The sequence below is a fragment of the Blastomonas sp. AAP25 genome (genome assembly GCF_001295965.1).
GTDB lineage: Bacteria > Pseudomonadota > Alphaproteobacteria > Sphingomonadales > Sphingomonadaceae > Blastomonas > Blastomonas fulva.
The window spans coordinates 346,860-369,825 of sequence record NZ_LJHP01000020.1 but is presented as its reverse complement, the minus strand read 5'-3'; the positions used below and the strand labels follow the sequence as shown (position 1 = coordinate 369,825).

General features: G+C 65.0%; 20 protein-coding genes. 15 read left to right on the top strand and 5 right to left on the bottom strand.

What is annotated here, in order from left to right; all coding sequences use genetic code 11:
• Positions 1-15 precede the first annotated feature (15 nt).
• Positions 16-1,359, bottom strand: coding sequence for a BCD family MFS transporter (locus IP68_RS14845; RefSeq protein WP_054135761.1), 1,344 nt, complete (start codon positions 1,357-1,359; stop codon positions 16-18).
• Positions 1,356-2,258 (bottom strand): chlorophyll synthase ChlG, encoded by a 903-nt coding sequence (gene chlG / locus IP68_RS14840; protein ID WP_054135760.1) that lies wholly within the window; start codon positions 2,256-2,258, stop codon positions 1,356-1,358. The genes IP68_RS14845 and chlG overlap by 4 nt, the downstream gene beginning before the upstream one ends.
• A 186-nt stretch (positions 2,259-2,444) precedes the next feature.
• Between chlG and IP68_RS14835 the strand changes: the two genes are divergently transcribed.
• Positions 2,445-3,881, top strand: a complete 1,437-nt coding sequence (locus IP68_RS14835; protein ID WP_054135759.1) for a hypothetical protein — start codon at positions 2,445-2,447, stop codon at positions 3,879-3,881.
• A 57-nt stretch (positions 3,882-3,938) separates the two neighbouring features.
• Here IP68_RS14835 and ppsR read toward each other — a convergent pair whose 3' ends face one another.
• Together ppsR and IP68_RS14825 are read right to left on the bottom strand one after the other, a co-directional pair.
• Positions 3,939-5,369, bottom strand: a complete 1,431-nt coding sequence (gene ppsR / locus IP68_RS14830) for a transcriptional regulator PpsR (protein WP_054135758.1) — start codon at positions 5,367-5,369, stop codon at positions 3,939-3,941.
• Positions 5,370-5,389: 20 nt separating this feature from the next.
• Complete coding sequence (locus tag IP68_RS14825; RefSeq protein ID WP_054135757.1) at positions 5,390-6,451, bottom strand: B12-binding domain-containing protein; 1,062 nt, start codon at positions 6,449-6,451, stop codon at positions 5,390-5,392.
• A gap of 285 nt (positions 6,452-6,736) precedes the next feature.
• On the opposite strand from IP68_RS14825, the gene bchF reads away from it, so the two are divergent.
• From bchF to hemA, 14 genes are read left to right on the top strand one after another with little or no spacing between them, the layout of a single operon-like run.
• The gene (bchF, locus tag IP68_RS14820) at positions 6,737-7,237 is read left to right on the top strand and encodes a 2-vinyl bacteriochlorophyllide hydratase (RefSeq protein ID WP_054135756.1); all 501 of its coding nucleotides are present in this window, start codon (positions 6,737-6,739) and stop codon (positions 7,235-7,237) included.
• Positions 7,234-8,523, top strand: a complete 1,290-nt coding sequence (locus IP68_RS14815; protein WP_054135755.1) for a ferredoxin:protochlorophyllide reductase (ATP-dependent) subunit N — start codon at positions 7,234-7,236, stop codon at positions 8,521-8,523. Before bchF ends, IP68_RS14815 begins: the two co-directional genes overlap by 4 nt.
• 4 nt (positions 8,524-8,527) lie before the next feature.
• Positions 8,528-10,165, top strand: coding sequence for a ferredoxin:protochlorophyllide reductase (ATP-dependent) subunit B (bchB, locus tag IP68_RS14810; protein ID WP_054135754.1), 1,638 nt, complete (start codon positions 8,528-8,530; stop codon positions 10,163-10,165).
• Positions 10,155-13,787 carry a magnesium chelatase subunit H gene (locus tag IP68_RS14805; protein WP_054135753.1) on the top strand — a complete coding sequence of 1,211 codons (3,633 nt, stop codon included), beginning with the start codon at positions 10,155-10,157 and terminating at the stop codon, positions 13,785-13,787. The genes bchB and IP68_RS14805 overlap by 11 nt, the downstream gene beginning before the upstream one ends.
• 15 nt (positions 13,788-13,802) lie before the next feature.
• Positions 13,803-14,696: a ferredoxin:protochlorophyllide reductase (ATP-dependent) iron-sulfur ATP-binding protein gene (bchL, locus tag IP68_RS14800; RefSeq protein WP_054135752.1), complete on the top strand. Its 894-nt coding sequence runs from the start codon at positions 13,803-13,805 to the stop codon at positions 14,694-14,696.
• Positions 14,696-15,391, top strand: a complete 696-nt coding sequence (gene bchM, locus IP68_RS14795; RefSeq protein ID WP_054135751.1) for a magnesium protoporphyrin IX methyltransferase — start codon at positions 14,696-14,698, stop codon at positions 15,389-15,391. The genes bchL and bchM overlap by 1 nt, the downstream gene beginning before the upstream one ends.
• Positions 15,388-16,821 carry a BCD family MFS transporter gene (locus IP68_RS14790; RefSeq protein WP_054135750.1) on the top strand — a complete coding sequence of 478 codons (1,434 nt, stop codon included), beginning with the start codon at positions 15,388-15,390 and terminating at the stop codon, positions 16,819-16,821. The genes bchM and IP68_RS14790 overlap by 4 nt, the downstream gene beginning before the upstream one ends.
• A 27-nt stretch (positions 16,822-16,848) precedes the next feature.
• Complete coding sequence (gene puhA / locus IP68_RS14785; RefSeq protein WP_054135749.1) at positions 16,849-17,622, top strand: photosynthetic reaction center subunit H; 774 nt, start codon at positions 16,849-16,851, stop codon at positions 17,620-17,622.
• A complete protein-coding gene (puhB, locus tag IP68_RS14780) occupies positions 17,619-18,251 on the top strand; it encodes a photosynthetic complex putative assembly protein PuhB (protein ID WP_231684041.1) in 633 nt (210 codons plus the stop codon). Before puhA ends, puhB begins: the two co-directional genes overlap by 4 nt.
• Entirely contained in the window at positions 18,248-18,757 is a 510-nt protein-coding gene (gene puhC / locus IP68_RS14775) for a photosynthetic complex assembly protein PuhC (protein WP_054135748.1), read from the top strand. The genes puhB and puhC overlap by 4 nt, the downstream gene beginning before the upstream one ends.
• A gap of 13 nt (positions 18,758-18,770) precedes the next feature.
• Positions 18,771-19,064, top strand: a complete 294-nt coding sequence (locus IP68_RS14770) for a hypothetical protein (protein WP_054135747.1) — start codon at positions 18,771-18,773, stop codon at positions 19,062-19,064.
• A gap of 31 nt (positions 19,065-19,095) precedes the next feature.
• Positions 19,096-20,184 carry a magnesium-protoporphyrin IX monomethyl ester (oxidative) cyclase gene (acsF, locus tag IP68_RS14765; protein ID WP_082382387.1) on the top strand — a complete coding sequence of 363 codons (1,089 nt, stop codon included), beginning with the start codon at positions 19,096-19,098 and terminating at the stop codon, positions 20,182-20,184.
• Positions 20,185-20,187: 3 nt separating this feature from the next.
• Positions 20,188-20,976 (top strand): putative photosynthetic complex assembly protein PuhE, encoded by a 789-nt coding sequence (gene puhE / locus IP68_RS14760; RefSeq protein ID WP_054135746.1) that lies wholly within the window; start codon positions 20,188-20,190, stop codon positions 20,974-20,976.
• 17 nt (positions 20,977-20,993) lie between these two features.
• Complete coding sequence (gene hemA, locus IP68_RS14755) at positions 20,994-22,214, top strand: 5-aminolevulinate synthase (protein WP_054135745.1); 1,221 nt, start codon at positions 20,994-20,996, stop codon at positions 22,212-22,214.
• Positions 22,215-22,403: 189 nt separating this feature from the next.
• Here hemA and IP68_RS14750 read toward each other — a convergent pair whose 3' ends face one another.
• Entirely contained in the window at positions 22,404-22,919 is a 516-nt protein-coding gene (locus IP68_RS14750; protein ID WP_054135744.1) for a cytochrome c family protein, read from the bottom strand.
• Between the last annotated feature and the right edge of the window lie 47 nt (positions 22,920-22,966).

Sequence of the window (22,966 nt, the reverse complement as noted above, 5' to 3'; positions counted from 1 at the left end):
ACTCCTGTCTGGCCCTCAGGCCGGCGCCGCCACCATAAGCGGATCGGCAGTGCGCATGGTCACGCGCACCCCCAAAAGCGCAGCGAGGATGAACAGCCCCGCCTCGCCAGCAAAAATCAACTGGAACGCGGCGCCATCGCTGGCGAGCATTCCGCGCGCGATATCCACGCCCATCGCGCCGGTCAGGCCGCCGAGCCCGAAGGCGATCGCCTGCGCTGCGCCCCACACACCCATCCTGACGCCCTCGCGCGATTGCTGGCCGGCACCCGCCAGCCCCATCATCGCGCCGATCGCGGAAACCGCGAACAGGCCATTGGCAAAGCCCAGCACCGCGACATTGGCCTTGAGCGGCCAGGCGCCCGCGCCTGCAGTGGTCGCGGCGATCGCGAGCCCGGCCAGCGCCAGCGCCGATCCGCCGCAGCCGGCGAGAATCCAGCAGCGCAGATCGGATGGCCGCCGCCCGGCAAAGGCGCTGCCGCCGATGCCTGCAACGATCATCCCGGCCATCACGCCGCCGTGCTGCAGCCCCGAAAGCTTGGTCGATTCGCCCGGGGTCATGCCGAAGACCAGCCCCGCAAAAGGCTCGAGGATCAGGTCCTGCATCGCATAAGCGAGCATCGAGACGAACACGAAGATGGTGAAACGGCGTGCCGTCGCATCACCCATGATCTCGCGCAGCGCCTCGCCAAAGCTGGCTGTCGGCGCATCGGCGTTGGGGTGCGGTGGCGGCACCAGCCGCTTTTCGATCCCCGCGATCGCCACGCAGGCGAGCACGAATGCACAGAGCGCAACCCCGCCCGAGACGATCGCGAGCCGCTGCTCGCTGAACGGATCGATCAGGCTGCCGGCGGTGGCCGCGGCCATCACGATGCCTGCGACCATCATGATCCAGGTGATCGCGGCGGCGGCTGCTCGGCGTTCGGGCACCACGCCCGAGGCGAGCATCGCGAGCAAGGATGTGCCCGCCGCGCCCACGCCCGCGCCGATCATGCTGAACGCCACGATCGCGAGCAATGTACCGGGTATCGGCGAGACCGGGAGCAGGATCGTCGCGTTGACCGCAACGATGCCGCCCAGCGCCAGAATTCCCATGCCGCCGATGATCCACGGGGTGCGCTTGCGCCCCTTGTCGGATCCATGGCCCCACATCGGGCGCGACAGCTGCACTGCATAATGCCAGGCGACGAGCCCCGCGGGTAATGCTGCGGGCAGCGCGTATTCGACCACCATCACGCGGTTGAGCAAAGACGTCGCGAGCATCACGATCGCGCCGATGCTGGCCTGCACCAGCCCCATGCGCATGATGTCCGTCCAGCCCAGCCCGATGCGCGCGCCGGTGGCGATTGTGGCGGCGCTCATATCCAGCCCCCCAGGCCCAATGCCGCAGCGAGCATGCCGAAGACATAAGACGACACGCCGGTGGCGTTGTACCACGGCGCGTATTTGTTCGGATCGGTCAGCAACCGGCGCATGAACACCAGCTGCATTGCCAGCAGCAGGGTAACCGCGATGGCAGAGATCGCCAGTCCCCAGTTTAGCAGCAGCGCGATGACCACCACCTGCGGCAGCGCCATCACCGCGCAGGCCAGCCTTGCGGCGTTGGCGACGCCCAGCGTCACCGGCAGCGAGCGCACGCCCATTGCGGTGTCGCCTTCGACCGCCTTGAAATCGTTGAGGGTCATGATGCCATGCGCGCCGATGCTGTAGAGCAGGATGACGAGCAGCACGCGGCTGTCGGGTAGCCCGCCGCTCATCACGCTCGCACCGGTGAACCAGCTCAGCCCCTCATAGCTCAGCGCGACGACGCCAGGTCCCACCCATCCGCTCATCTTGAAGCGGAACGGCGGTGCGCTGTAGCCCCAGGCGCACAGCAGCCCGACGATGGTCGCGATGAACACCCAGAAGCCCAGCACCGCGCCCAATACCAGCGACAGCGCCGACCCGATCAGCGCGACATACAGCCCCCAGCGGCCCGCGATCCGCCCCGAAGGGATCGGCCGTTCGGGCTGGTTGATCGCGTCGACATGCCGGTCGTACCAGTCGTTCACCGCCTGGCTGGTGCCGCAGACCATGGGACCTGCGAGCAGCACGCCGCCGATCAGAAACAGCCAGCGGTCATTGAGCGGCGCGCCCGAGGACATCACCCCGCAAAAGAACGCCCACATCGGCGGAAACCACGTCACCGGCTTGAGCAGCTCAAGCACGTCGCGGGCTGCGGGAATCGGCACAGGCCGGGCGATGTTGGCAGAGCGATCCATAAAGTCGAGGCTATGCTTGACGGGCAGAAGTGTCAATCAGAATGGACAGTTCTGGCTGTCACGCGGATGCTCGAGCGCTTCGACTGCTGCTTGCACTTGCCCCAATTGGCCTGAATGTTAAGCAACGGGGGTTAGCCTTGAAGGCGACAGACAGGCACCAAAGTGTCTGCAGCGGGAAAGATGGACATGGTTCTGCATCGATTGGCGATCCTGTTGGCGTTTTCACCTGCGCTGCTGCTTTCGTCGGCCGGGCCTGCGACCTTGTCATCGGCACCGCGGCTGGAGACCGAGGCGTTGCTGCCGACCGAGAGCGTCTCGGCGCCGGAGCAGCCGCCGAACGCCGCGCAGCGCGATCAGTCCTATCCCTTCTATATGCCGATGCAGGGGCTTCGCGCACCGGCGGTGAAATTGCGGATCCGGTGCGATGCCTCGCGGGCGGCGCGGCGCGAGGTCTATGCCGGGCCCTCTGCCGAGTCGCTCTATGGCCGGGTCGAAGGCGGCTTCGAGTTCATCTACGAAGCCTATGACAGCGCCGGCCAGCCCTGCGTCTATCCCTTTGCGCCGTGGATGCCGCAGATCGTCGGATCGACCCAGGGCACGCAATACATCTTCCGCTCGTCGGTGCCCGGGGTCCCGGTGACCTTCCGTACCGACGATGCCTGGGCCTCGATCAACCTGCGGCTGTTCGAGCTGGGCCCCCAACGGGTGCATTTCGAGATGCGCGACATCGGGCTCGATTTCCCCGGCGCGGGCGAGGCCAAGGGCGCGGTGCATCTCGAGGTGCTGGATGTGACGCGGCCCGGACTGATCACCGCGGTGATCCGCCGCGCGCGAATCTTCGGCGGCAAGAACGCGATCTTCGTGCCCGGCGGCGAGACGATGATGTACATCGAGGACAGCGAGATCCGCGGCAATGTCGGCGACAATGTCGATCAGGAGCATTCGACCTATATCAACGGGACGCTGGTTTCGCATTTCCGCAATTCGGTCTGGTACGGCCAGAAGGGCTGGGTGGATATCGCCAGCGGGCATCAGCTGAAAGACAAGGCGTATCTGCGCATCTACGAGGATGTGACCGTTGCCAACCTGCCCAATGCCACGACGCCATCGGCGATGCCTCTGGTCGATATCTCGGCTTTCGGGTTCACCTGGGCGAACAACCTGCGGCTGAAGCGCGTGCCGTCTGCACAGCAGGTGCGCGACACGCTGGTCGATCTGCGCACCGAGATCGTTTATGGCGCGCAGGATCATTACCCCTGGAACATCATGGTCAGCCCCGAATGGCGGATGCCGCCGGCGCCGCTGGCCGCGCTCGATCAGGTCTATCTGTCGGTGTTCCAGAACACGGTGGTCGATAGCTTCAGGACCGAACCTTATATCTTCGCGCTTCGCCCCCAGGGTCTGGGCGTCGAACCCGGCACGCCCACCGTGATGGGAAACGAGCATACGACCCGCGCCCAGCAGCGCATGGTGTCGCTGGCGTTCAACAGCAGGGGGACGTTTCGCAAGCCCTATTCGCCCGAAGGCTGGACCTATGCCGACCCTCAGCTGCCGGACGATGCCCGCTGGGTGCTCGATCGCGATGCCTTCATCCGCCACGCTTTGGGGCTGATCGGCCGATAATTTCCGAAGAAAGGAGCGGTTGGCGGGCGGTGCGTGCGCACTTCGCCAGGCGCGTGCCTAGCTCAATTCGTCCTTGCGCCCGACCAGATTGCCCAGGCCATGGCGGTGGAGCTTGGAATACAGGCTCTGGCGGCTGAGCCCCAGGATTTCCGCGGCAGATGCGCGGTTGTCCGAAGTGTAGGCCAGCGCCGCCTCGATGCACATGCGCTCGATCAGATCGGTCGATTCGCGCACGATCTCGCGCAGCGGCATCCGCCCCACCAGCTCGGTCAGCTGGTCGACCGAGCGCGGCAGGTCGCGGTCGGCGGGCGGCAGATCGCGCATACGCCTGCTGACGGTGCGGATGGCAAAGCCGTAATGCCCGCCCTGACTGTCAGTCTTGACGCCCGAAACCTCGATCGCCTCCTCGATGGCATCATCGGCATGGACGATGGTGGTGGCGTTGCGCACCTGGCCGTGGGTGTCCAGTTGCTTGCGCATCAGATCGACATCGATGCCCGGGCGGCCGATGAAGCGGCCCAGCGGCTGGCCGGTGATCGCTTCCTTGGAACTGCCGTGCACCAGATCGACAAAGGCGGAATTGGCAGTGATGATCTGCATCGCGCCATCGGTCAGCACGAACGCATCGGGCATCCGCTCGATCAGCTCGTGCAGCGGACGCTGATCGCCATCGGCGCCGACGATATCGCCGGTGCGCGTCAGGCGGATCATGAACTGGCGGCCGCTGTCCTGACGGAAGGGCATGGCGGTGAGCAGCATCGGCGGTTCGCCCGGAACGATGCTGACTTCCATCTCGCAGCGTTCGCCGGTCGCAGTCGCGCCGCCCAGGCTGGCGATCAGGTCATCGCGCGAGATGCCGCCGATGACATTGGCAAGATCGCGATTCTCCAGCGAGCCCGACTTGGCGGCGAACAGCCGGTAGCTTGCGGGATTTGCCGCGGTGATCCGCCGGGTGCTGGCATCGATGACCAGCACCGGATCGGTGATCATGTCAAACAGCAGGCGATAGCGCGCCTCGGTCTGGCGCAGCTTGAGGTAATCGCGCTCGAGCGACTGCTGGGTCTGCAGCAGACGCTGCTGGAGGCTGGCCCAGGCGCGGACATCGCGGCCGATCGCCATGCGCGGATTGCCTTCGCCGAGGTCTACCAGGCGGTAATGGATCGGCAGGTTGCCATCGGGGCCGGGGTGGTTGACCTGGCGCCAGCGATCGGGGGTTTCCGACGGCTGGCTGGTAAGCATTTCGTTGATCTTCGGCTTGCTGTCGAGCGCAACCGTATCCTCCCAGCGCCTGCCAATCCAGGCGCTCAGATCTGGCATGTCCTCGGCACTCACGGAAACATCGCTGATGACGCCATCAGAATCGAGCGCCAGGGCGATATCGCCTGCGGCCAGCACCAGTGACAGTGCCGCGCCGATTTCAAGTGTGCCGACGACGCCTTTGAGGTCGCGAAAAGGCATGGGGATCGCGGAAAGCTCGTCCTTTTTCATTGCCGCGCCGGGAGCGGACTTCAAAGCGTCAGAGCAGCGCGCTCAACCCCGGAAGATACAAGTTCGTCGGCCAGTTGCAGCGCAGCTTCAGCGTCGGCAGCGGTTCCATCCGCACCCAGCTCGCGCGCACGCACGGGATCATAGCCAAGGGCCGGACCGCCGATCATGATTGCCAGATTGGGATTGCAGGACACGCTTCTCATCGCCGTCAGCAGCTTGGGAACCGCCGCGATAGAAAAGTCGGTGGTGACTGTCAATCCAACCAGATCATAAGATATTTCGTCCAAAGCCTGCAAAATGTCGGATTGTTGCGGCTCGATGAGCGTCTCGACATCCCATCCGGCGCGCTGGAAGCACTCCGAGATGATCAATGTGCCCAGGCTGTGCTGGTCGTTCGGCATGGTGGTGAACAGCGCCTTGTTGGTGCGCAGGTTCCAGCCGGGCGAGGGCGGTGCCCACACCGCGATCGTGCGCAGCAGCGACTGCAGCCGCCACAGGCCCATGGTCACATCGACGAAATCGCACTCGTCACGATTCCACTTCTCGCCCAGTTCGCGCGCAGCCGGCGCGATCAGCTGGATGAACAGCGCTTCGGGGGCAACATTCTGGTCGAGATAGGTGTTCACCATGTCGGCGAGCACGTCGACTTCATGGATCAGCACTTGCGAAGCGAAATCGCGGATCGCCGCTTCGTCGAAAATCTGGACCAGCGCAGGCGCAGCCGCGGTCTTCGGCGCTGCCGCCTGCTCGCGCACATTGTCGTTGGACTGGGTGCCGGTCGCATCGCGAAAGCCATTGTTGTCCGGCCCTGCGCCATGGCCAGACATTGCGCCCGGGGTCATCGTTGCAGGGGTCTCGGCAGGGAAGTGGCTCATTCGTGGATCATCCTGGTGCACCATCAGCAGCCGCGGGATGATTTCATCTTCCACAAGGCGACCGACATCGTCGCTCGGGCGTTGCCGGGCAAACCGGGCATAGCCGGTCTGCTCGCCATCCCAAGGCGACGCCTTCTTACGCAAACGCGCGTTGCGGAACAGTCCTGTCGTCGACTTGATCAAATCGATGCCAAAAACTGAGGCCATTCAGACTCTCCTGGTCTTGTCGATACATCGTGCATCGGCCTCGCGGGCTGGAGACTTCTTGGACCGTTCCCTCGCCAGGTCTTAACCCTACGCCTGTCCAGTGGGCCTGACAACCGTCATTTTGTCAAGAAAACTATACGTCAATTTAACTTGACACTTTTGCGGGGCGAGGGGTAGGTTTCAGTTCTTGAGACGGGAGACGCAACGGCGCTTATGCCACTGGAAAACCAGCCTGGAACTGCGGAAAAACGCACCTTTACGGCTGATCCTGCGGGTCACCGGACGATGACGGCGGGCGCTTCGCTCTACACCGCAGCAGAGCGCGCTCGCCGCGATTCGACGGTGTGGACCCTCGTCCAGGGTGTGCTCGCACCGATCCAGTTCATCATATTCCTGGTCAGCCTCGGGCTGGTGCTGCGCTATTTCGGGACAGGCGAGGGCGCTTTTGCCGCCGACATGTCGATCATCGTCAAGACGCTGACGCTCTACACCATCATGATCACCGGCTCGATCTGGGAGAAGGTGGTGTTCGGCAAGTGGCTGTTCGCCCCAGCTTTCTTCTGGGAAGACGTGTTTTCCATGCTCGTTCTGGCGCTGCACACCGCCTATCTGGTGATGCTGCTGGGCGGCATCGGCAGCGTCGAGGCCCGGATGGGCGTCGCATTGGCGGGCTATAGCGCATATGTCATCAACGCCGGACAATTCCTCTGGAAGCTGCGAGTCGCGCGGCTTCAGGGTGCCGGTTCGCCTGCCGAATCGCACGGCACGCTGGCGGTGGCATCATGATCACCACCGCACCCACCCCCGTCATCGCCGATATCGGCTGCTCGACCGCGCCCGTGCTGCGCGAACGCGGCCAGCGCGAGGTCTTCTGCGGGCTCACCGGGATCGTCTGGCTGCACCGCAAGATGCCAGACGCGTTCTTCCTCGTGGTCGGATCGCGCACCTGCGCGCATCTGCTGCAGTCGGCTGCCGGAGTGATGATCTTTGCAGAGCCCCGCTTTGCCACCGCGATCATCGAGGAACGCGATCTGGCTGGCCTGGCCGATGCCAATGAGGAACTCGATCGCGTGGTGCGCCGCCTGCTCGCGCGCCGCCCCGAGATCCGCACCTTGTTCCTGGTCGGCAGCTGCCCGTCCGAAGTGATCAAGCTCGATCTGTCGCGCGCCGCGCAGCGGCTCGCGGGCGCCTTCCTTCCCGATGTGCGGATCGTCAACTATTCGGGCAGCGGCATCGAGACCACCTTCACCCAGGGCGAGGACGCATGCCTTGCCTCGCTGGTGCCGTTCATGCCCGCCCAGACCGCCGATTCGGGCCAGGAGCTGCTGATCGTTGGCGCGCTGCCCGACATCGTCGAGGACCAGTTGCTGCGGCTGGTGCGCGACATCGGCATCACCCGCGTCGCCTGCCTGCCGGCGCGCGAATCGCGCGATCTGCCCGCGGTCGGCCCCAACACCCGCTTTCTGCTCGCCCAGCCCTTTCTGGGTGAAACGGCGCAGGCGCTCGAAGACCGCGGCGCGGTGCATCTGCCCGCAGCCTTCCCGTTCGGCGCCGAAGGCACCACCGACTGGTTGCACGCTGCGGCCAAGGCTTTCGGCATCGACGAGATGCATTTCCGCAGCGTCGTGGCACCGGGCCGCGAACGCGCCAAGCGCGCGCTCGAGCACAGCCGCGCGCGGCTTGAAGGCAAGACCATCTTCTTCCTCCCCGATTCGCAGCTCGAACTGCCGCTCGCGCGCTTCCTGCACGTCGAGCTCGGCATGATCCCTGTCGAGGTCGGCACGCCGTATCTCCACCGCCAGCATATGGCCGCCGAACTGGCGCAGCTGCCGGTCGGAACGGTCATCAGCGAAGGCCAGGATGTCGACAAGCAGCTCGACCGCGTGCGCGCGTCGAAGCCCGACATCACCGTATGCGGCCTTGGCCTTGCCAATCCGCTCGAGGCCGAAGGCTTCACCACCAAATGGGCGATCGAACTGGTGTTCTCGCCGATCCACGGTTTCGACCAGGCTGGCGATCTTGCCGAACTTTTCGCACGGCCGATCCGCCGCCGCGACGTGTTGAGGGTATAGGGCGATGCAGCTATCGGTCTGGACCTATGAAGGGCCTCCTCATGTAGGGGCAATGCGGGTCGCGACCGGCATGACGGATGTGCACTATCTGCTGCACGCGCCGCAGGGTGACACCTATGCGGACCTTCTGTTCACGATGATCGAGCGCCGCGGCAAGCGCCCGCCGGTCACCTACACCACCTTCCAGGCGCGCGATCTGGGCAAGGATACGGCCGAGCTGTTCCAGTCCGCCGCGCGCGATGCCGTGGCGCGCTTCAATCCGGCGGCACTGCTGGTCGGATCGTCGTGCACTGCCGAACTGATCCAGGACGACCCCGCCGGCATGGCCCAGGCGATGCGGTTGCCCATTCCCGTCATTCCACTCGAGCTGCCCAGCTACTCCCGCAAGGAGAACTGGGGCGCCTCGGAGACTTTCTACCAGATTGTCAGAACTCTCGCGGTCGGGGATTCCTCCCGCCCCGCACCGTGCCAGGCAGGTTCTCCGCGTCCCAAAGCGAACCTGCTTGGGCCGAGCGCACTGGGTTTTCGCCACCGCGACGATATCGTCGAGATAGCGAAGATACTGGCTGCGCTCGGCATAGAGATCAACGTCACCGCGCCCATGGGGGCGAGCGCGGCCGACATAGCCCGGATCGGTGAGGCTGATTTCAACATCGTCATGTATCCGGAAATCGCCGATACCGCCGCGCGCTGGCTGGAGAAGAACTTCAAGCAGCCCTTCACCAAGACCATCCCCATTGGCCATGGCGCGACGCTCGACTTCATCCGCGAAGTCGCAAGCCTCGCCAAGGTCGATCCGGCGCCCGCGCTGAACCTGGCTGAAGCCCGGATGCCGTGGTGGAGCCGCTCGGTCGACTCGACCTATCTCACCGGCAAGCGCGTCTTCATCTTCGGCGATGCGACGCACGCAATCGCTGCTGCCCGCGTGGCACGCGACGAGCTGGGCTTCGTGGTCTGCGGCCTGGGCTGCTACAACCGCGAATTCGCTCGCGATATCCGCGCTGCCGCCGCCGAACATGGCGTCGAGCCGCTGATCAGCGACGATCATCTCGAGGTCGAGGACGCCATCGCCGCCGCGCACCCCGAACTGGTGCTGGGCACGCAGATGGAACGCCACATCGCCAAGCGGCTGTCGATCCCCTGCGCGGTGATCTCGGCCCCGGTGCATGTCCAGGATTTCCCTGCCCGGCACAGCCCGCAAATGGGTTTCGAAGGCGCCAACGTGCTGTTCGACAGCTGGGTGCATCCGCTGGTCATGGGGCTGGAAGAGCATCTGCTTACCATGTTCCGCGATGATCCGGAGTTCCACGACGGCGCTGGCGCGAGCCATCTGGCGCATGGGACTGTCGAGAATGCCCCGGTCGTTTCGCTTCCTCAGGAAGACCGTCACGTTGAACCTGCCCATGAACCGGTATTGGCTTCAGCTGCTGTGTCGATGCCCGCCGCCCATGGCCCTGCTGCCCATGGAGACGTGCTCGAGCTGACCCGCTGGACCGCCGAGGCGGAGACCGAACTCAAGAAAATTCCCTTCTTTGTGCGTGGCAAGGCGCGACGCAACACTGAGGCTTATGCTGCTGAGCGTGGGCTGGCCTCCATCACGATAGACACGCTGTACGATGCAAAGGCGCATTATGCCCGGTAGAGCCAACCCCCCAGCGGCCTCTCAGCATGCAAACGGCCGCTCCGCCGCGATCCGCGTGGTGTTCATCACGCTCGACAACCATTTGTCGGGCGCGGTTGACCGGGCCGAGGCGGTGCTGGTCAAGGACATGCCGGGACTGTCGATCGGCTTCCATGCCGCCGCCGACTGGGACCGTGACCCCGGTGCGATCGATGCCGCGCGCGCCGACATTGCCCGCGCCGACATCGTCATCGCCACCATGCTGTTCCTCGAGGACCATGTCCGCGCCATCCACCCCGCGCTGGAAGCCCGGCGTGAGCAGTGCGATGCGATGCTCGGGCTGATGTCCGCAGGTGATATCGTCAAGCTGACCCGGATGGGCGGGTATCGGATGGACGCGCCCGCGCGCGGCCCGCTGGCGCTGCTCAAGAAATTGCGCGGCTCCTCCAAGCCGGGTGCGAGCTCGGGCGCGGGGCAGATGAAGATGCTGCGCCGCCTGCCCAAGATCCTCAAGTTCATCCCCGGCACCGCGCAGGACGTGCGGCATTATTTCCTGACGCTGCAATACTGGCTGGCGGGCAGCGATGACAACGTCGTCTCGATGATCCGCGGCCTTATCGACCGCTATGCCGCAGGCGAACGCGCTGCACTCAAGGGCACCACGCCCGCACAGGCGCCGCGCGAATATCCCGAGCTTGGCCTCTATCACCCCGCAATCGCGGACCGGATCACCGAGGATGCCAGAGCGCTGCCGCGCAACCCCAAGGCGACCGGAACGGTCGGGCTGGTGCTGCTGCGCTCCTATCTGCTGGGCAAGGATGCCGCGCATTACGATGGCGTGATCGCAGCATTGGAAGCGCGCGGGCTCGATGTCGTCCCTGTGTTTGCAAGTGGCTTGGACGCGCGCCCGGCGATGGACCGGTTCCTGGTCCGCGATGGCAAGCCCGTGGTCGATGCCGTGATCAACCTCACCGGCTTCTCTTTGGTCGGCGGGCCCGCCTATAACGATGCCGCTGCTGCCGAGGAAGTGCTCGCAGGCATGGACCTGCCGTACATCGCGGCGCATCCGATCGAGTTCCAGAGCCTCGAGCAATGGGGCAACCGCCACCAGGGGCTGCTGCCGCTCGAAGCGACGATGATGGTCGCCATCCCCGAGCTCGATGGCGCGGTGATGCCGCATGTCTTCGGTGGCCGCTCGGATGGCGCGGGCGAGCCCTGCGATGGCTGCGAACGCCACTGCCTGTTCACCGCCCCCGATGCGATGCGCGCGATGCAGAGCTGCCCCGAGCGTGCCGAGATGCTGGCCGCCAAGGTCGAGCGCATGGTGGCGCTGCGCCGGTCTCAGCGCGCCAAGCGCAAGCTGGCGATCATCCTGTTCAACTTCCCGCCCAACGCCGGTGCCACCGGCAGCGCGGCGCACCTTGCGGTGTTCGAATCGCTGCACGCCACGCTCCACCGGCTGGCGGCAGAAGGGTACGACTGTTCGCCGCCGGCGACCGTAGATGGCCTGCGCGATGCGATCCTCAGGGGCAATTCTGAACGCTTCGGATCGGACGCCAATGTCGCGGTGCGGATCTCGACCGACGACCATGTCACCAACGAGCCGCACCTGCGCGCGATCGAAAAGCAGTGGGGCCCCGCGCCCGGCAAGCTGAACAGCGATGGCTGGTCGATCCATGTGCTCGGCAAGCAGTTCGGCAACGTGTTCGTCGGCGTCCAGCCCAGCTTCGGCTATGAAGGCGATCCGATGCGGCTGCTGTTCGATGGCGATTTCGCGCCGACGCACGCCTTTGCCGCCTTCTATCGCTGGATCCGCGAAGAGTTCCGCGCCGATGCCATGCTCCACTTCGGCACCCACGGCGCGCTCGAGTTCATGCCGGGCAAGCAGGCAGGCCTTTCGGGCGATTGCTGGCCCGACCGGCTGCTGGGGACCGTCCCCAATTTCTACCTCTACGCCGCCAACAACCCGTCGGAAGGCATCATCGCCAAGCGCCGCTCGGGTGCGACCCTGGTGTCGTATCTCACCCCGCCGCTCGCCGAAGCCGGCCTGTACAAGGGCTTTGCCGATCTGAAGGCGCTGGTCGAGCGTTGGCGGGCGCTGGCAGGCGAGGGCGTCGAACGCGCCGCGCTCGAGATCATGATCCGCGATGCGGCGACCGCGCTCGATATCGATGGGTCTGACATCGCCGCGCTTGCGGGCAACCTCTATGAACTCGAACGTGCGCTGATCCCTTTCGGCCTGCACGTGCTGGGCAGCCAGCTCGAAGGCGAAGAGCGCGAGGCGTTCCTCAATGCGCTCTCGGCTGCCGACAACGGCGCCACTCGCGCCGAGCTCGATGCCAAGCTCTCGGCCAATGACGAGCTCGGCGCGCTGGTTCACGCGCTCGACGGAGGCTATGTCCGTCCCGCTCCTGGCGGCGACATCCTGCACAACCCCGAGGTGCTGCCCACCGGGCGCAACACCCATGGGTTCGATCCCTTCCGCATCCCCAGCGCGTTTGCCTGCGCCACCGGCACGGTCCAGGCCGAAGCTTTGCTGGCGCGGCATGCCGAAGCGGGCGATCCGGTGCCCGAAAGCATTGCGATGGTGCTGTGGGGCACCGACAATCTCAAGACCGAGGGCACGCAGATCGCGCAGGTCATGTGCCTGCTCGGTGCGCGCCCGCGCTTCGACTCCTACGGCCGCCTGGCAGGGGCCGAACTGATCCCGCTGGCCGAGCTCGGCCGTCCCCGCATCGACGTGATAGCCACGCTGTCCGGCGTCTTCCGCGATCTTTTGCCCCTTCAGACCCGGATGATCGCCGAGGCAGCGTGGTTGGCTGCAACCGCCGACGAGCCCGAAACGCTCAACTTCGTGCGCAAGCATGCTCTGGCGCATGCCGCCAAGATCGGCTGCGACATGGAAACCGCGAGCTTGCGCGTGTTTTCCAACGCTGAAGGTGCCTATGGCGCGCAGGTCAACATGATGATCGACGGCGGTGCCTGGGCCGATCCCGACGAGCTTGCCGAAGCGTTCGAGACCCACAAGGGCTATGCCTATGGCCGCTCGGGCGCACCGGTGAAGCACCGCGAACTGCTCGAAAGCGCATTGTCCTCGGTCGAGTTCACCTATCAGAACCTCGACTCGGTGGAACTGGGCGTCACCGATATCGACCAGTATGTCGATGCGCTGGGCGGGGTCAGCCGCTCGGTCACCCGCGCTCGCGGCGGCAAGGCAGCGCCTGTCTACATCGTCGATGCGACCGAAGGGCCGGCCAAGGTGCGCACTTTGTCCGAACAGATCGACCGCGAAACCCGCACCCGGATGCTCAATCCCAAATGGTATGAAGGCATGCTCAAGCACGGCTTCGAGGGCGTGCGCCAGATCGAGGGCCATGTCACCACGACAATGGGCTGGTCGGCCACCACCGGCCAGGTCGCGCCCTGGGTCTATCAGCAGATCAGCGAAACCTATGTGCTCGACGATGCCATGCGCGCGCGTCTGGCCACTCTCAATCCCAAGGCCTCGGCACGCGTTGCCGAACGCCTTCTGGAAGCATGCGACCGCCGGCTGTGGGAACCGGATGCCGCAACCCTGGCAGCGCTTCGCGCCGCCGCGGACGATATCGAAGACAGGCTGGAAGGCCTGATCGCAGCAGAATGACGGGAGAGTATTGATATGAGCCTTTTGGACCACGGACACGCGCCGCCCAGTTTCGGGGAAGGCAGCACCCAGGTTGCGCTCGACCCGCGCGACGAGATCACCGGTGCCAAGGTGTTTGCCGTCTATGGCAAGGGCGGCATCGGCAAGTCGACGACCTCCTCCAACCTCTCGGCCGCGCTCTCGCTGCTGGGCAAGCGCGTTCTGCAGATCGGTTGCGATCCCAAGCATGACAGCACCTTCACGCTCACCAAGAAGCTGATGCCGACGGTGATCGACGTGCTCGAAACGGTCGATTTCCACTCCGAGGAGCTGCGGCCCGAGGATTACATGTTCGAAGGCTTCAACGGCGTGATGTGCGTCGAAGCGGGTGGACCTCCCGCAGGCACCGGCTGCGGCGGCTATGTCGTCGGCCAGACGGTCAAGCTGCTGAAACAGCACCATCTGCTCGAAGATGCCGATGTCGTGATCTTCGACGTGCTGGGCGACGTGGTGTGCGGCGGCTTTGCCGCTCCGCTGCAGCATGCCGAGCGCGCGGTGGTCGTTGCCGCCAACGATTTCGACAGCATTTTCGCGATGAACCGCATCGTCGCCGCCATCAAGGCCAAGTCGAAGAACTACGACGTGCGCATGGCGGGCGTCATCGCCAACCGTTCGGCCGCGACCGACGAGATCGACCGGTTCAACGAGGCGACCGGCCTCAAGCGCCTGGCGCATTTCCCCGATCTCGATGCGATCCGTCGCAGCCGCCTGAAAAAGTGCACCATCTTCGAGATGGATTCGACCCCCGAGATCGAGGCGGTGAAGACCGAGTATCTGCGGCTGGCCGCGACCTTGTGGGCGGGCACCGACGCGCTCGACGCGATGCCGATGAAGGACCGCGACATCTTCGAATTCTTAGGATTCGAATGATGGCCAGCCACGCCCCCCGCTCCAGCTACGACACCTATCGTGGACGGCTCGAAACCTATTTCGATCGCACCGCGCGGCAGAACTGGGTCGATCTGACCTCAGACGCCAAGGTCAGCGGCATCCGCGCCACCGTGCGCGCGGGCCGCGACCGGATGCGCGCCATGCTGCTCGACTGGCTGCCCTATGACCTCACCGGCAAGCGCATCCTCGATGCCGGCTGCGGCACCGGCGCACTCGCCGTGGCGGCAGCGCAATTGGGCGCGCACGTTACCGCGATCGACATCTCGGGCGGGCTGGTCGAGGTCGCGCGCGAGCGGGCACCTTCGGGGCTCGATATCGACTGGCGGGTGGGCGACATGCTCGATCCCACGCTGGGCCAGTTCGACCATGTCGTCGCGATGGACTCGCTGATCCACTATCAGACCGGCGATATCGTCGACGTGCTGGCCTCGCTGGCCCAGCGCGCGCCGAGCATCGCCTTCACTTTCGCACCGCGGACACCTCTGCTCGCGGCGATGCATGCCACCGGGAAACTCTTTCCCAGATCGAATCGCGCACCCGCGATCGTCCCGGTTGCCGAAGCTAGGCTCACGAGACTGCTTGCCCAGCGTCTCCCCAGCCACGGCATCGCCGCGAGCGAACGCATCGTCAGCGGCTTCTACACCAGCCATGCGATGATGGTCTCGCGCGGATGAGCCTTGCCGGCGCCTCGACACGGTTCTTCGCGGGCCTGGGGACGCAGTTCCTGCCGTTCGCCGATGCGGCGAGCGCGGAGCTGCCGATGGGCCGCCTGCTGCGCCTGTCGCTGTTCCAGGTGACGGTCGGCGTGGCGACGGTGCTCCTCAACGGCACGCTCAACCGCGTGATGATCGTCGAATTGGGCACGCCCGCCTGGCTGGTCGCGCTGATGATCGCGATCCCCTTGCTGGTCGCCCCGTTCCGCGCGCTGATCGGCCACAAGTCGGACAACCACAAGTCGATGCTCGGCTGGCGCCGGGTGCCCTATATCTGGTTCGGCTCGCTGCTCCAGTTCGGAGGGCTTGCGATCATGCCGTTCGCGCTGCTGCTGCTGTCGCGCGGCGATACGTTCACCGTCGGGTTGATCGCAGGCGCGCTGGCCTTCCTGCTCACCGGGCTCGGCATGCACACCACGCAGACCGCAGGCCTTGCGCTCGCCACCGATCTGGCTCCCGAAGAAACACGGCCCCGCGTCGTCGCGCTGATGTTCGTGATGCTGCTGGTCGGCATGATGATGGCCGCGTTCATCATGGGATCATTGCTCGCCGATTTCTCGGCCACCCGGCTGGTCGCGATCGTCCAGGGCGCGGCGATGTTCACCATGGCGCTCAACATCATCGCGCTGTGGAAGCAGGAGGCGCGTGCGCCATCGACCACCCGGCCCGATCGCCCGACCCCCAAATTCTCGGTGGTCTGGCGCGAATTCACCGCAGAGGCCCGCAACGCCCGGCTGCTGGTCGCGATCGGCTGCGGTACCGCAGCGTTCAGCATGCAGGACGTGCTGCTCGAGCCGTTCGGCGGCGAGGTGCTGGGCATGTCGGTGGGCGCCACCACGATCCTCACCGGGCTGTGGGCGTTCGGCATGCTGTTGAGCTTCGCCTTTGCCGCGCGCCGCCTCAGCGCGGGCGCGGATCCGCTTCGGCTCGCGGGCTTTGGCGCTGTGGTCGGCATGCTGGCCTTCGCGATGCTGCTGTTTGCAGCGCCGCTTGATGCCAGCGCGCTGGTGTTTGCAGGCGCCCTTGCCATCGGCATCGGTTCGGGACTGTTTTCGGTCGGCACGCTCAGCGCGATCATGGCCATCGCCGGCAGCGGCCAGCACAAGGGATCTGGCCTCGCGCTGGGTGCCTGGGGCGCGGTTCAGGCCAGCGCATCGGGCCTGGCGATCGCGGCGGGCGGGCTGATCCGCGACGGGGTCTCCGCGCTCGCGCTGGCCGACCAGATCGGTGCGACCCTGGCCTATCGCGCCACCGGCTATGGCACGGTGTACCTGATCGAGATCATTCTGCTGCTTGTTACCATGATCGTGCTTGGCCCGCTTGTCGGGGGCCAACAGGTCGATACCGCCGCTCCGCAATCGCGGTTCGGTCTCACCGAGTTTCCGACATGAAGGTTTTGAAGAAGAGAGGTAAGCGCCATGTTTAACGGCAATATCGTGGGCAATATCGATGTCGCATCGATCGCTTTCTGGGCGTTCGTGCTCTTTTTCATCGGTCTGATCTATTATCTTCGGCGAGAGGACCGGCGAGAGGGCTTTCCACTGGAGGACGACCTGACCGGGCGTTCGCTGGGCATGGGCGGGCCGCTGCTGCACGCGTCCCCCAAGACCTTCAAGCTGCCTTTCGGTCGCGGCACGGTCAGCACGCCGACCATCGGCAAGGAGCCGTTCGAGATCGCCGGACGCCGGATGAGCCCGTTCCCCGGAGCACCCTATGTGCCCACCGGCAACCCGCTCACCGATTGCATCGGCCCGTCGGCCTATGCCGAGCGCAGCCGCCTTCCGGACATCGACGCCTTCGGCAACAACCGCATCGTTCCGATGGCGCTTGAACCCAGCTTCTCGATCGCACGCGGCGATCCCGATCCGCGCGGCATGACCGTGATCGGCGCCGATGGCGCGGTCGCAGGCACCGTGGCGGAAATCTGGGTCGACCGTTCGGAGCACCAGGTGCGCTATCTTGAAGTCGTCACCGCAGAGGGCGTGCACGCGCTCGCGCCGATGCCGATGGCAAAGATCCGCAAGTCCGCACGCCAGATCGTGGTCGACGCGATCAACGCCGCGCAGTTCGCCGGTTGCCCGCAGGTCGAGACCCCCGGGCAGATCAGCCGCTATGAGGAAGACAAGATCTCCGGATATTTCGGCGGCGGTTACCTCTACGCTAACCGCGCCCGGCAGGAGCCGCTGATATGATCATCACCGAATATGATGACGAGCCGGTCCGGGGTCTGCCCGGAGAGCTGCCGGAGGGCGAAACGCTCCTCTGGCAGGGCTCGCCCGAATGGCGGCTGCTTGCCCGCAGCGCGTTCTTCACCCGCATCGTCGGCCTGTACTTCGCGGTCCTGGTGGCGCTGGCGATCTATAACGGCAGCACCAGCGGCGTGATCGCGACGATCATTGCGGGCGCGGTCGGCATCGGTCTGCTGATGCTCTATGCCTGGGCGGTCGCGCGGACCACGGTGTACACGCTGACCAGCAGGCGCGTCGTGCTGCGCGTCGGCGTTGCGCTCAACATGTGCATCAACCTGCCGCTGGCCAAGATCGGTGGCGCCAATCTGCGTCCGCTGGGTCCGGTGGAGGGCGATCTGGCGCTGCAGCTGATCGGCCCGCACAAACTGGGCTATCTGGTGCTCTGGCCGCATGCCCGTCCGTGGAAGCTCGGCAACCCGCAGCCGATGCTGCGCGCGCTGCCCGATGCTGCCGTGGTCGGCGAGCGGCTTGCCCGCGCGGTCGCTGCGATCGCACCGGTGGATCGCGCGGCCGAAGCCCCGTCGAAATCTGCCGAAACGATGCCCGCCGGGCTTCAGGGAGCCATCGCATGACCACCGCACCGCACAGCGCCCCCAGTGCTGCCAACAACTACAACGGCCATGGGCACAGCCATGAAAACACCGTGCCCAAAGGCGCGCTGGTGATGGCGTGCGGCGTGGTATTGGTGACCCTGGCGCTGACCAGCGCGACCCAGCTCGGCTGGATCGCGCCGTCGCCATCGGCCAGCGAGGTACGTTCGGCGGAAGCAGCGACCGCGCTGTCGAGCCGCGTGCTGCAGTTCGCCGATGGCCCCAAGGGCACCGTGGTGGTCACCGATGCGACCAGTGGCGCTACCGTGCACGTCTATGGCGAGGAAGGCAGCGGTTTCATCCGCGGCGTACTGCGCGGCATGGGACGCGAGCGGCAGAAGCGCTCGATCCCGATGCTGGCGCCCTATGAGCTCAACCACTGGAGCGACGGATCGCTCTCGCTCACCGACACCGCGACCAACCGCATCGTCGAGCTGGGCGCATTCGGGCCGACCAATCGCACCACGTTCGAAGCGTTGCTCAAGTGAGGGGTGCCAACTGATGGGACTGCTCCGCGAGCCTTCGTTCGATACGCCCTGCCGCATCGCGGTGGAGCAAAGCGAGGCGCATTTTCACGCGCATGTCGAGCTGGAGGGCGATGTCGCCATCCAGCCGGGCGACAAGGTGCGCGTGCATGGCGCTCCGATAATAGTCGGTTTTGGCGAATCCATTTTGATCCAGCGCATGGCAACGGTGCAGCCAGCTGGTCCATTGCTGCGCGCATGGACGAAGCTGACCGCCATGGGCGAGCTCAAGGAACTTTACGAGGTAAGCTTTACCACCAGCCGGTGGTGAGCGCTGTTCAGATGACAACGGGAGTGGTGCAATGAACATGCAGGCAAAGGTCAGGGCGGCCGGACGGGCGTCGCTGCCGGATGTTCCGGATACGATGGAGCTGGCGACGCAGGAGACTGTGCTCAGCCCCCGTTTCTACACCACCGATTTCGACGCGCTCGACGCGATCGACGTCAGCCTGGTGCGCGCCGAGTGGGACCAGCTGATGGCCGACATGGAAGGCGACCCCAACAAGGCGCATTTCCGCCGCAGCGAATCGTTCGATGGCGTTATCGAATCGCTCGAACCCGAGCTGCGCCGCGAGTTCATCGATTTTCTCGTCAGCTCGCTGACCTCGGAATTTTCGGGCTGCATCCTCTATGCGGAAATCGCGCGGCGGACCAAGAACCCCGATGTGAAGAAGCTGTTCAAGCTGCTCGCACGCGATGAAAGCCGCCACGCCGGCTTCATCAACGAGGTGCTCAAGGACGCCGGGATCGGCATCGACCTGAGCTTCCTCACCAAGACCAAGAAGTACACCTTCTTCAAGCCCAAGTTCATTTTCTACGCGGTCTATCTGTCGGAGAAGATCGGCTATGCGCGCTATATCGCGATCTTCCGGCATCTGGCCAAGCATCCGGAAAACCGCTTCCACCCCATCTTCAACTGGTTCGAGCAGTGGTGCAACGACGAGTTCCGCCATGGCGAGGCGTTCGCGATGCTGCTGCACGCCGATCCCAAGCTGCTCAAGGGCATGAACAAGTACTGGATCAAGTTCTTCATTCTGTCGGTCTATGCCACGATGTACGTTCGCGATCACAGCCGTCCGGTGTTCCACGCCGCTTTGGGCGTGAAACCCACCGAATATGACTACGAGGTGTTCAAGATCTGCACCGCGATCAGCCGCCAGGTCTTTCCGGTGGAGATCGACACCGACAACCCGGCGCTGCGCGTACAGATGGAAAAGCTGCGCATGGCATCGGACCGGATCGCCGAAGGCAAGGCAAAGGGTGGTATCGGCGGTCTCGTCCAGCGCGCCGGCGGCATGATCGGTGCGGGCACGGCCTTTGCCCGGATGTATTTCATGCCCGGCAAGCCCAACCGTCTGCCTGCCACCATCCGCCTGCAGCCGGCCTGGTAAGACATGAGCCTGTACGGCCATATCCTGCCCGCTCTGGTGGTTTTGTTTGCATGGTTCGGCAGCACGGGCGTCGTTGCCTGGCTCGCCAACCGCGGCAAGCAGACCTTTGCGCGCAGCATCTCCTGGGCAGGCTTTGCCGCCGGGATCTGCCTGTGCGTGATCGTCTATGTCGGGCACGGTCATGGCCCGTCCGGTCCCGATACGATGGACGCCTATATCAGCTTCGGCGCGGCGCTGGTGATCTGGGGCTGGCTTGAGCTGACCTTCCTCACCGGCATCGTCGCCGGGCCCCGGCGGACCGTCAGCGATCCGCTGGCGCGCGGCTGGCGGCGGTTTTCCGAGGCGGCGGCGACGCTGATCTATCACGAGCTGGCGATCGCCGCGGTGATGATCATTCTGGTTTCGCTGACCTGGAACAGCGCCAACCCGACCGGCACGGTCATCTTCACGCTGCTGTTCGCGCTTCGGCTTTCGGCCAAGCTCAACCTGTTTGTCGGGGTGCCCAACATGAGCGACGAGATCATGCCGGGGCATCTGGAGTATCTGAAGACCTATTTCGGCCCGCGCCGCCTGCATGGCGCGCTGGCATTCAGCCTTGTGGCGCTGCTCGCGCTGTCTATGTATCTGGGGATGCGCTCGCTTGCTGCTCCGGCGGACAGCTTCGCTGCGGTCAGTGCCACCCTGGTGTTCACGCTCGCAGCGCTGGGTTCGCTCGAGCACCTGTTTCTCGCGCTGCCGTTCAGGGACGGTGCGCTGTGGCGCTGGGCACTTCCCGGCAACCAGCAAGGATAAGAAGAAGGAGAGTGGTTATGGATTATGAGGGCTTTTTCCAGAGCGAAATCGATACGATCCGCGATGAGGGACGCTATCGGATTTTCGCTGAGCTGGAACGCCATCGCGGCCGCTTTCCGCACGCCACGCGCTATACCGAAGAAGGCACCGACGAAGTCACCGTGTGGTGCTCCAACGACTATCTGGGAATGGGCCAGCACCCCGATGTGCTGAAGGCGATGCACGACACGCTCGACCAGTGCGGCGCGGGCGCCGGCGGCACGCGCAACATCTCGGGCACCAATCACCACCATGTGCTGCTGGAAGCCGAGCTCGCCGATCTGCACGGCAAGGAAGCGGCCTTGCTGTTCACCTCGGGCTATGTCTCCAACTGGGCGGCATTGGGCACGCTGGCGGCCAAGCTGCCCAATTGCGTTGTCCTCTCGGACGCGGGCAACCATGCCTCGATGATCGAGGGCATCCGCCACAGCCGCGCCGAGTGTCTCAAGTTCAAGCATAACGATCCGGAAGATCTCGACCGGCTGCTCGCCGGCATTGCGCCGGGCCGTCCCAAATTGGTCGCGTTCGAAAGCGTCTACTCGATGGACGGCGACATCGCGCCGATCGCCGAGATCCTCGACGTCTGCGAAAAGCACGGTGCGATGAGCTATATCGACGAAGTCCACGCGGTGGGCCTCTATGGTCCGCGCGGCGGCGGCATTGCCGAGCGCGAAGGCCTGATGGACCGGATCACGGTGATCGAAGGCACGCTGGGCAAGGCGATCGGCGTGATGGGCGGCTATATCGCGGCCTCGTCGGCGCTGTGCGATTTCGTCCGCAGCTTTGCCAGCGGCTTCATCTTCACCACCGCGCTGCCGCCTGCGCTTGCAGCCGGAGCCACGGCCAGCCTGCGTCACCTCAAGACCAGCCAGATGGAACGCGCGCGCCACCAGGATCGCGTCGCCAAGGTCCGCAAGCGGCTGGACCTGATGGGGATCACCCATCTCGACAACCCCAGCCATATCATCCCGGTGATGGTCGGCGATCCGCACAAGTGCAAGCGCATCAGCGACTGGCTGATGGACAACCACGGCATCTATGTGCAGCCGATCAATTATCCCACTGTGCCCAAGGGCACCGAGCGGCTGCGGATCACGCCATCGCCGGTGCACAGCGATGGCGATATCGACAAATTGATCCACGCGCTGAGCGACATCTGGTCGCAATGCGAGCTGGCCCGGCGTGCGGTGGCGGCTTGATTGGGTAGTCTACCCGCATCGTCATTCCCGCGGACGCGGGAATCCTGCCTTGGCGCCAACGTCGCCAGCGAGCGGGACTCCCGCCTTGGCGGGGGTGGCGATTGACGTGGTTGCGACACTGCCCAAAGAAAAAGGCCGCCCCGCGAGGGACGGCCTTTTGTCTGTCGGCAGATGCATTGATCGGCTCGATCAGGGCTGCTGCAGATAGGCGATCACGTCCGCGCGCTTCTGCGCATCGGGAAGGCCTGCGAACACCATCTTGGTGCCGGGCACGACGCGGGCGGGCTTTTCCAGATACTGGAACAGCTTTTCCGGGGTCCAGGTGATGCCGCTGTTCTTGTTGGCGGGCGAGTAGTTGAAACCTTCGACGGTTCCGGCTGCACGGCCGACGATGCCAGCGAGCGAGGGGCCGACACGGTTCTGGCCGGCTTCCTTGACGTGGCAGGTCTTGCACTGAATGAAGACCTTCTCGCCTTCAGCAGCATTGCCGGTCATGTCGGCGAACTTCTTGCCGTCCAGCGTATCGGTGTTGTCAGCAGCCGGTGCTTCGGCAGCAGCAGGCGTCGGAGTCGCGGCGGGGGCTTCAGCTGCCGGTGCGGCGGCTTCTTCCTCTGCCTTGGGGGTTTCGCTGCCGCCCGAGCAGGCGGCCAGCAGCGCGAGACCGGCAAAGGCGCCGGAATAGCGCAGTGCATTCAATCTGGACATGAACTCTCCTTTTGCTCGGCGACATTCGCCCTCAAGCACCCGACAAT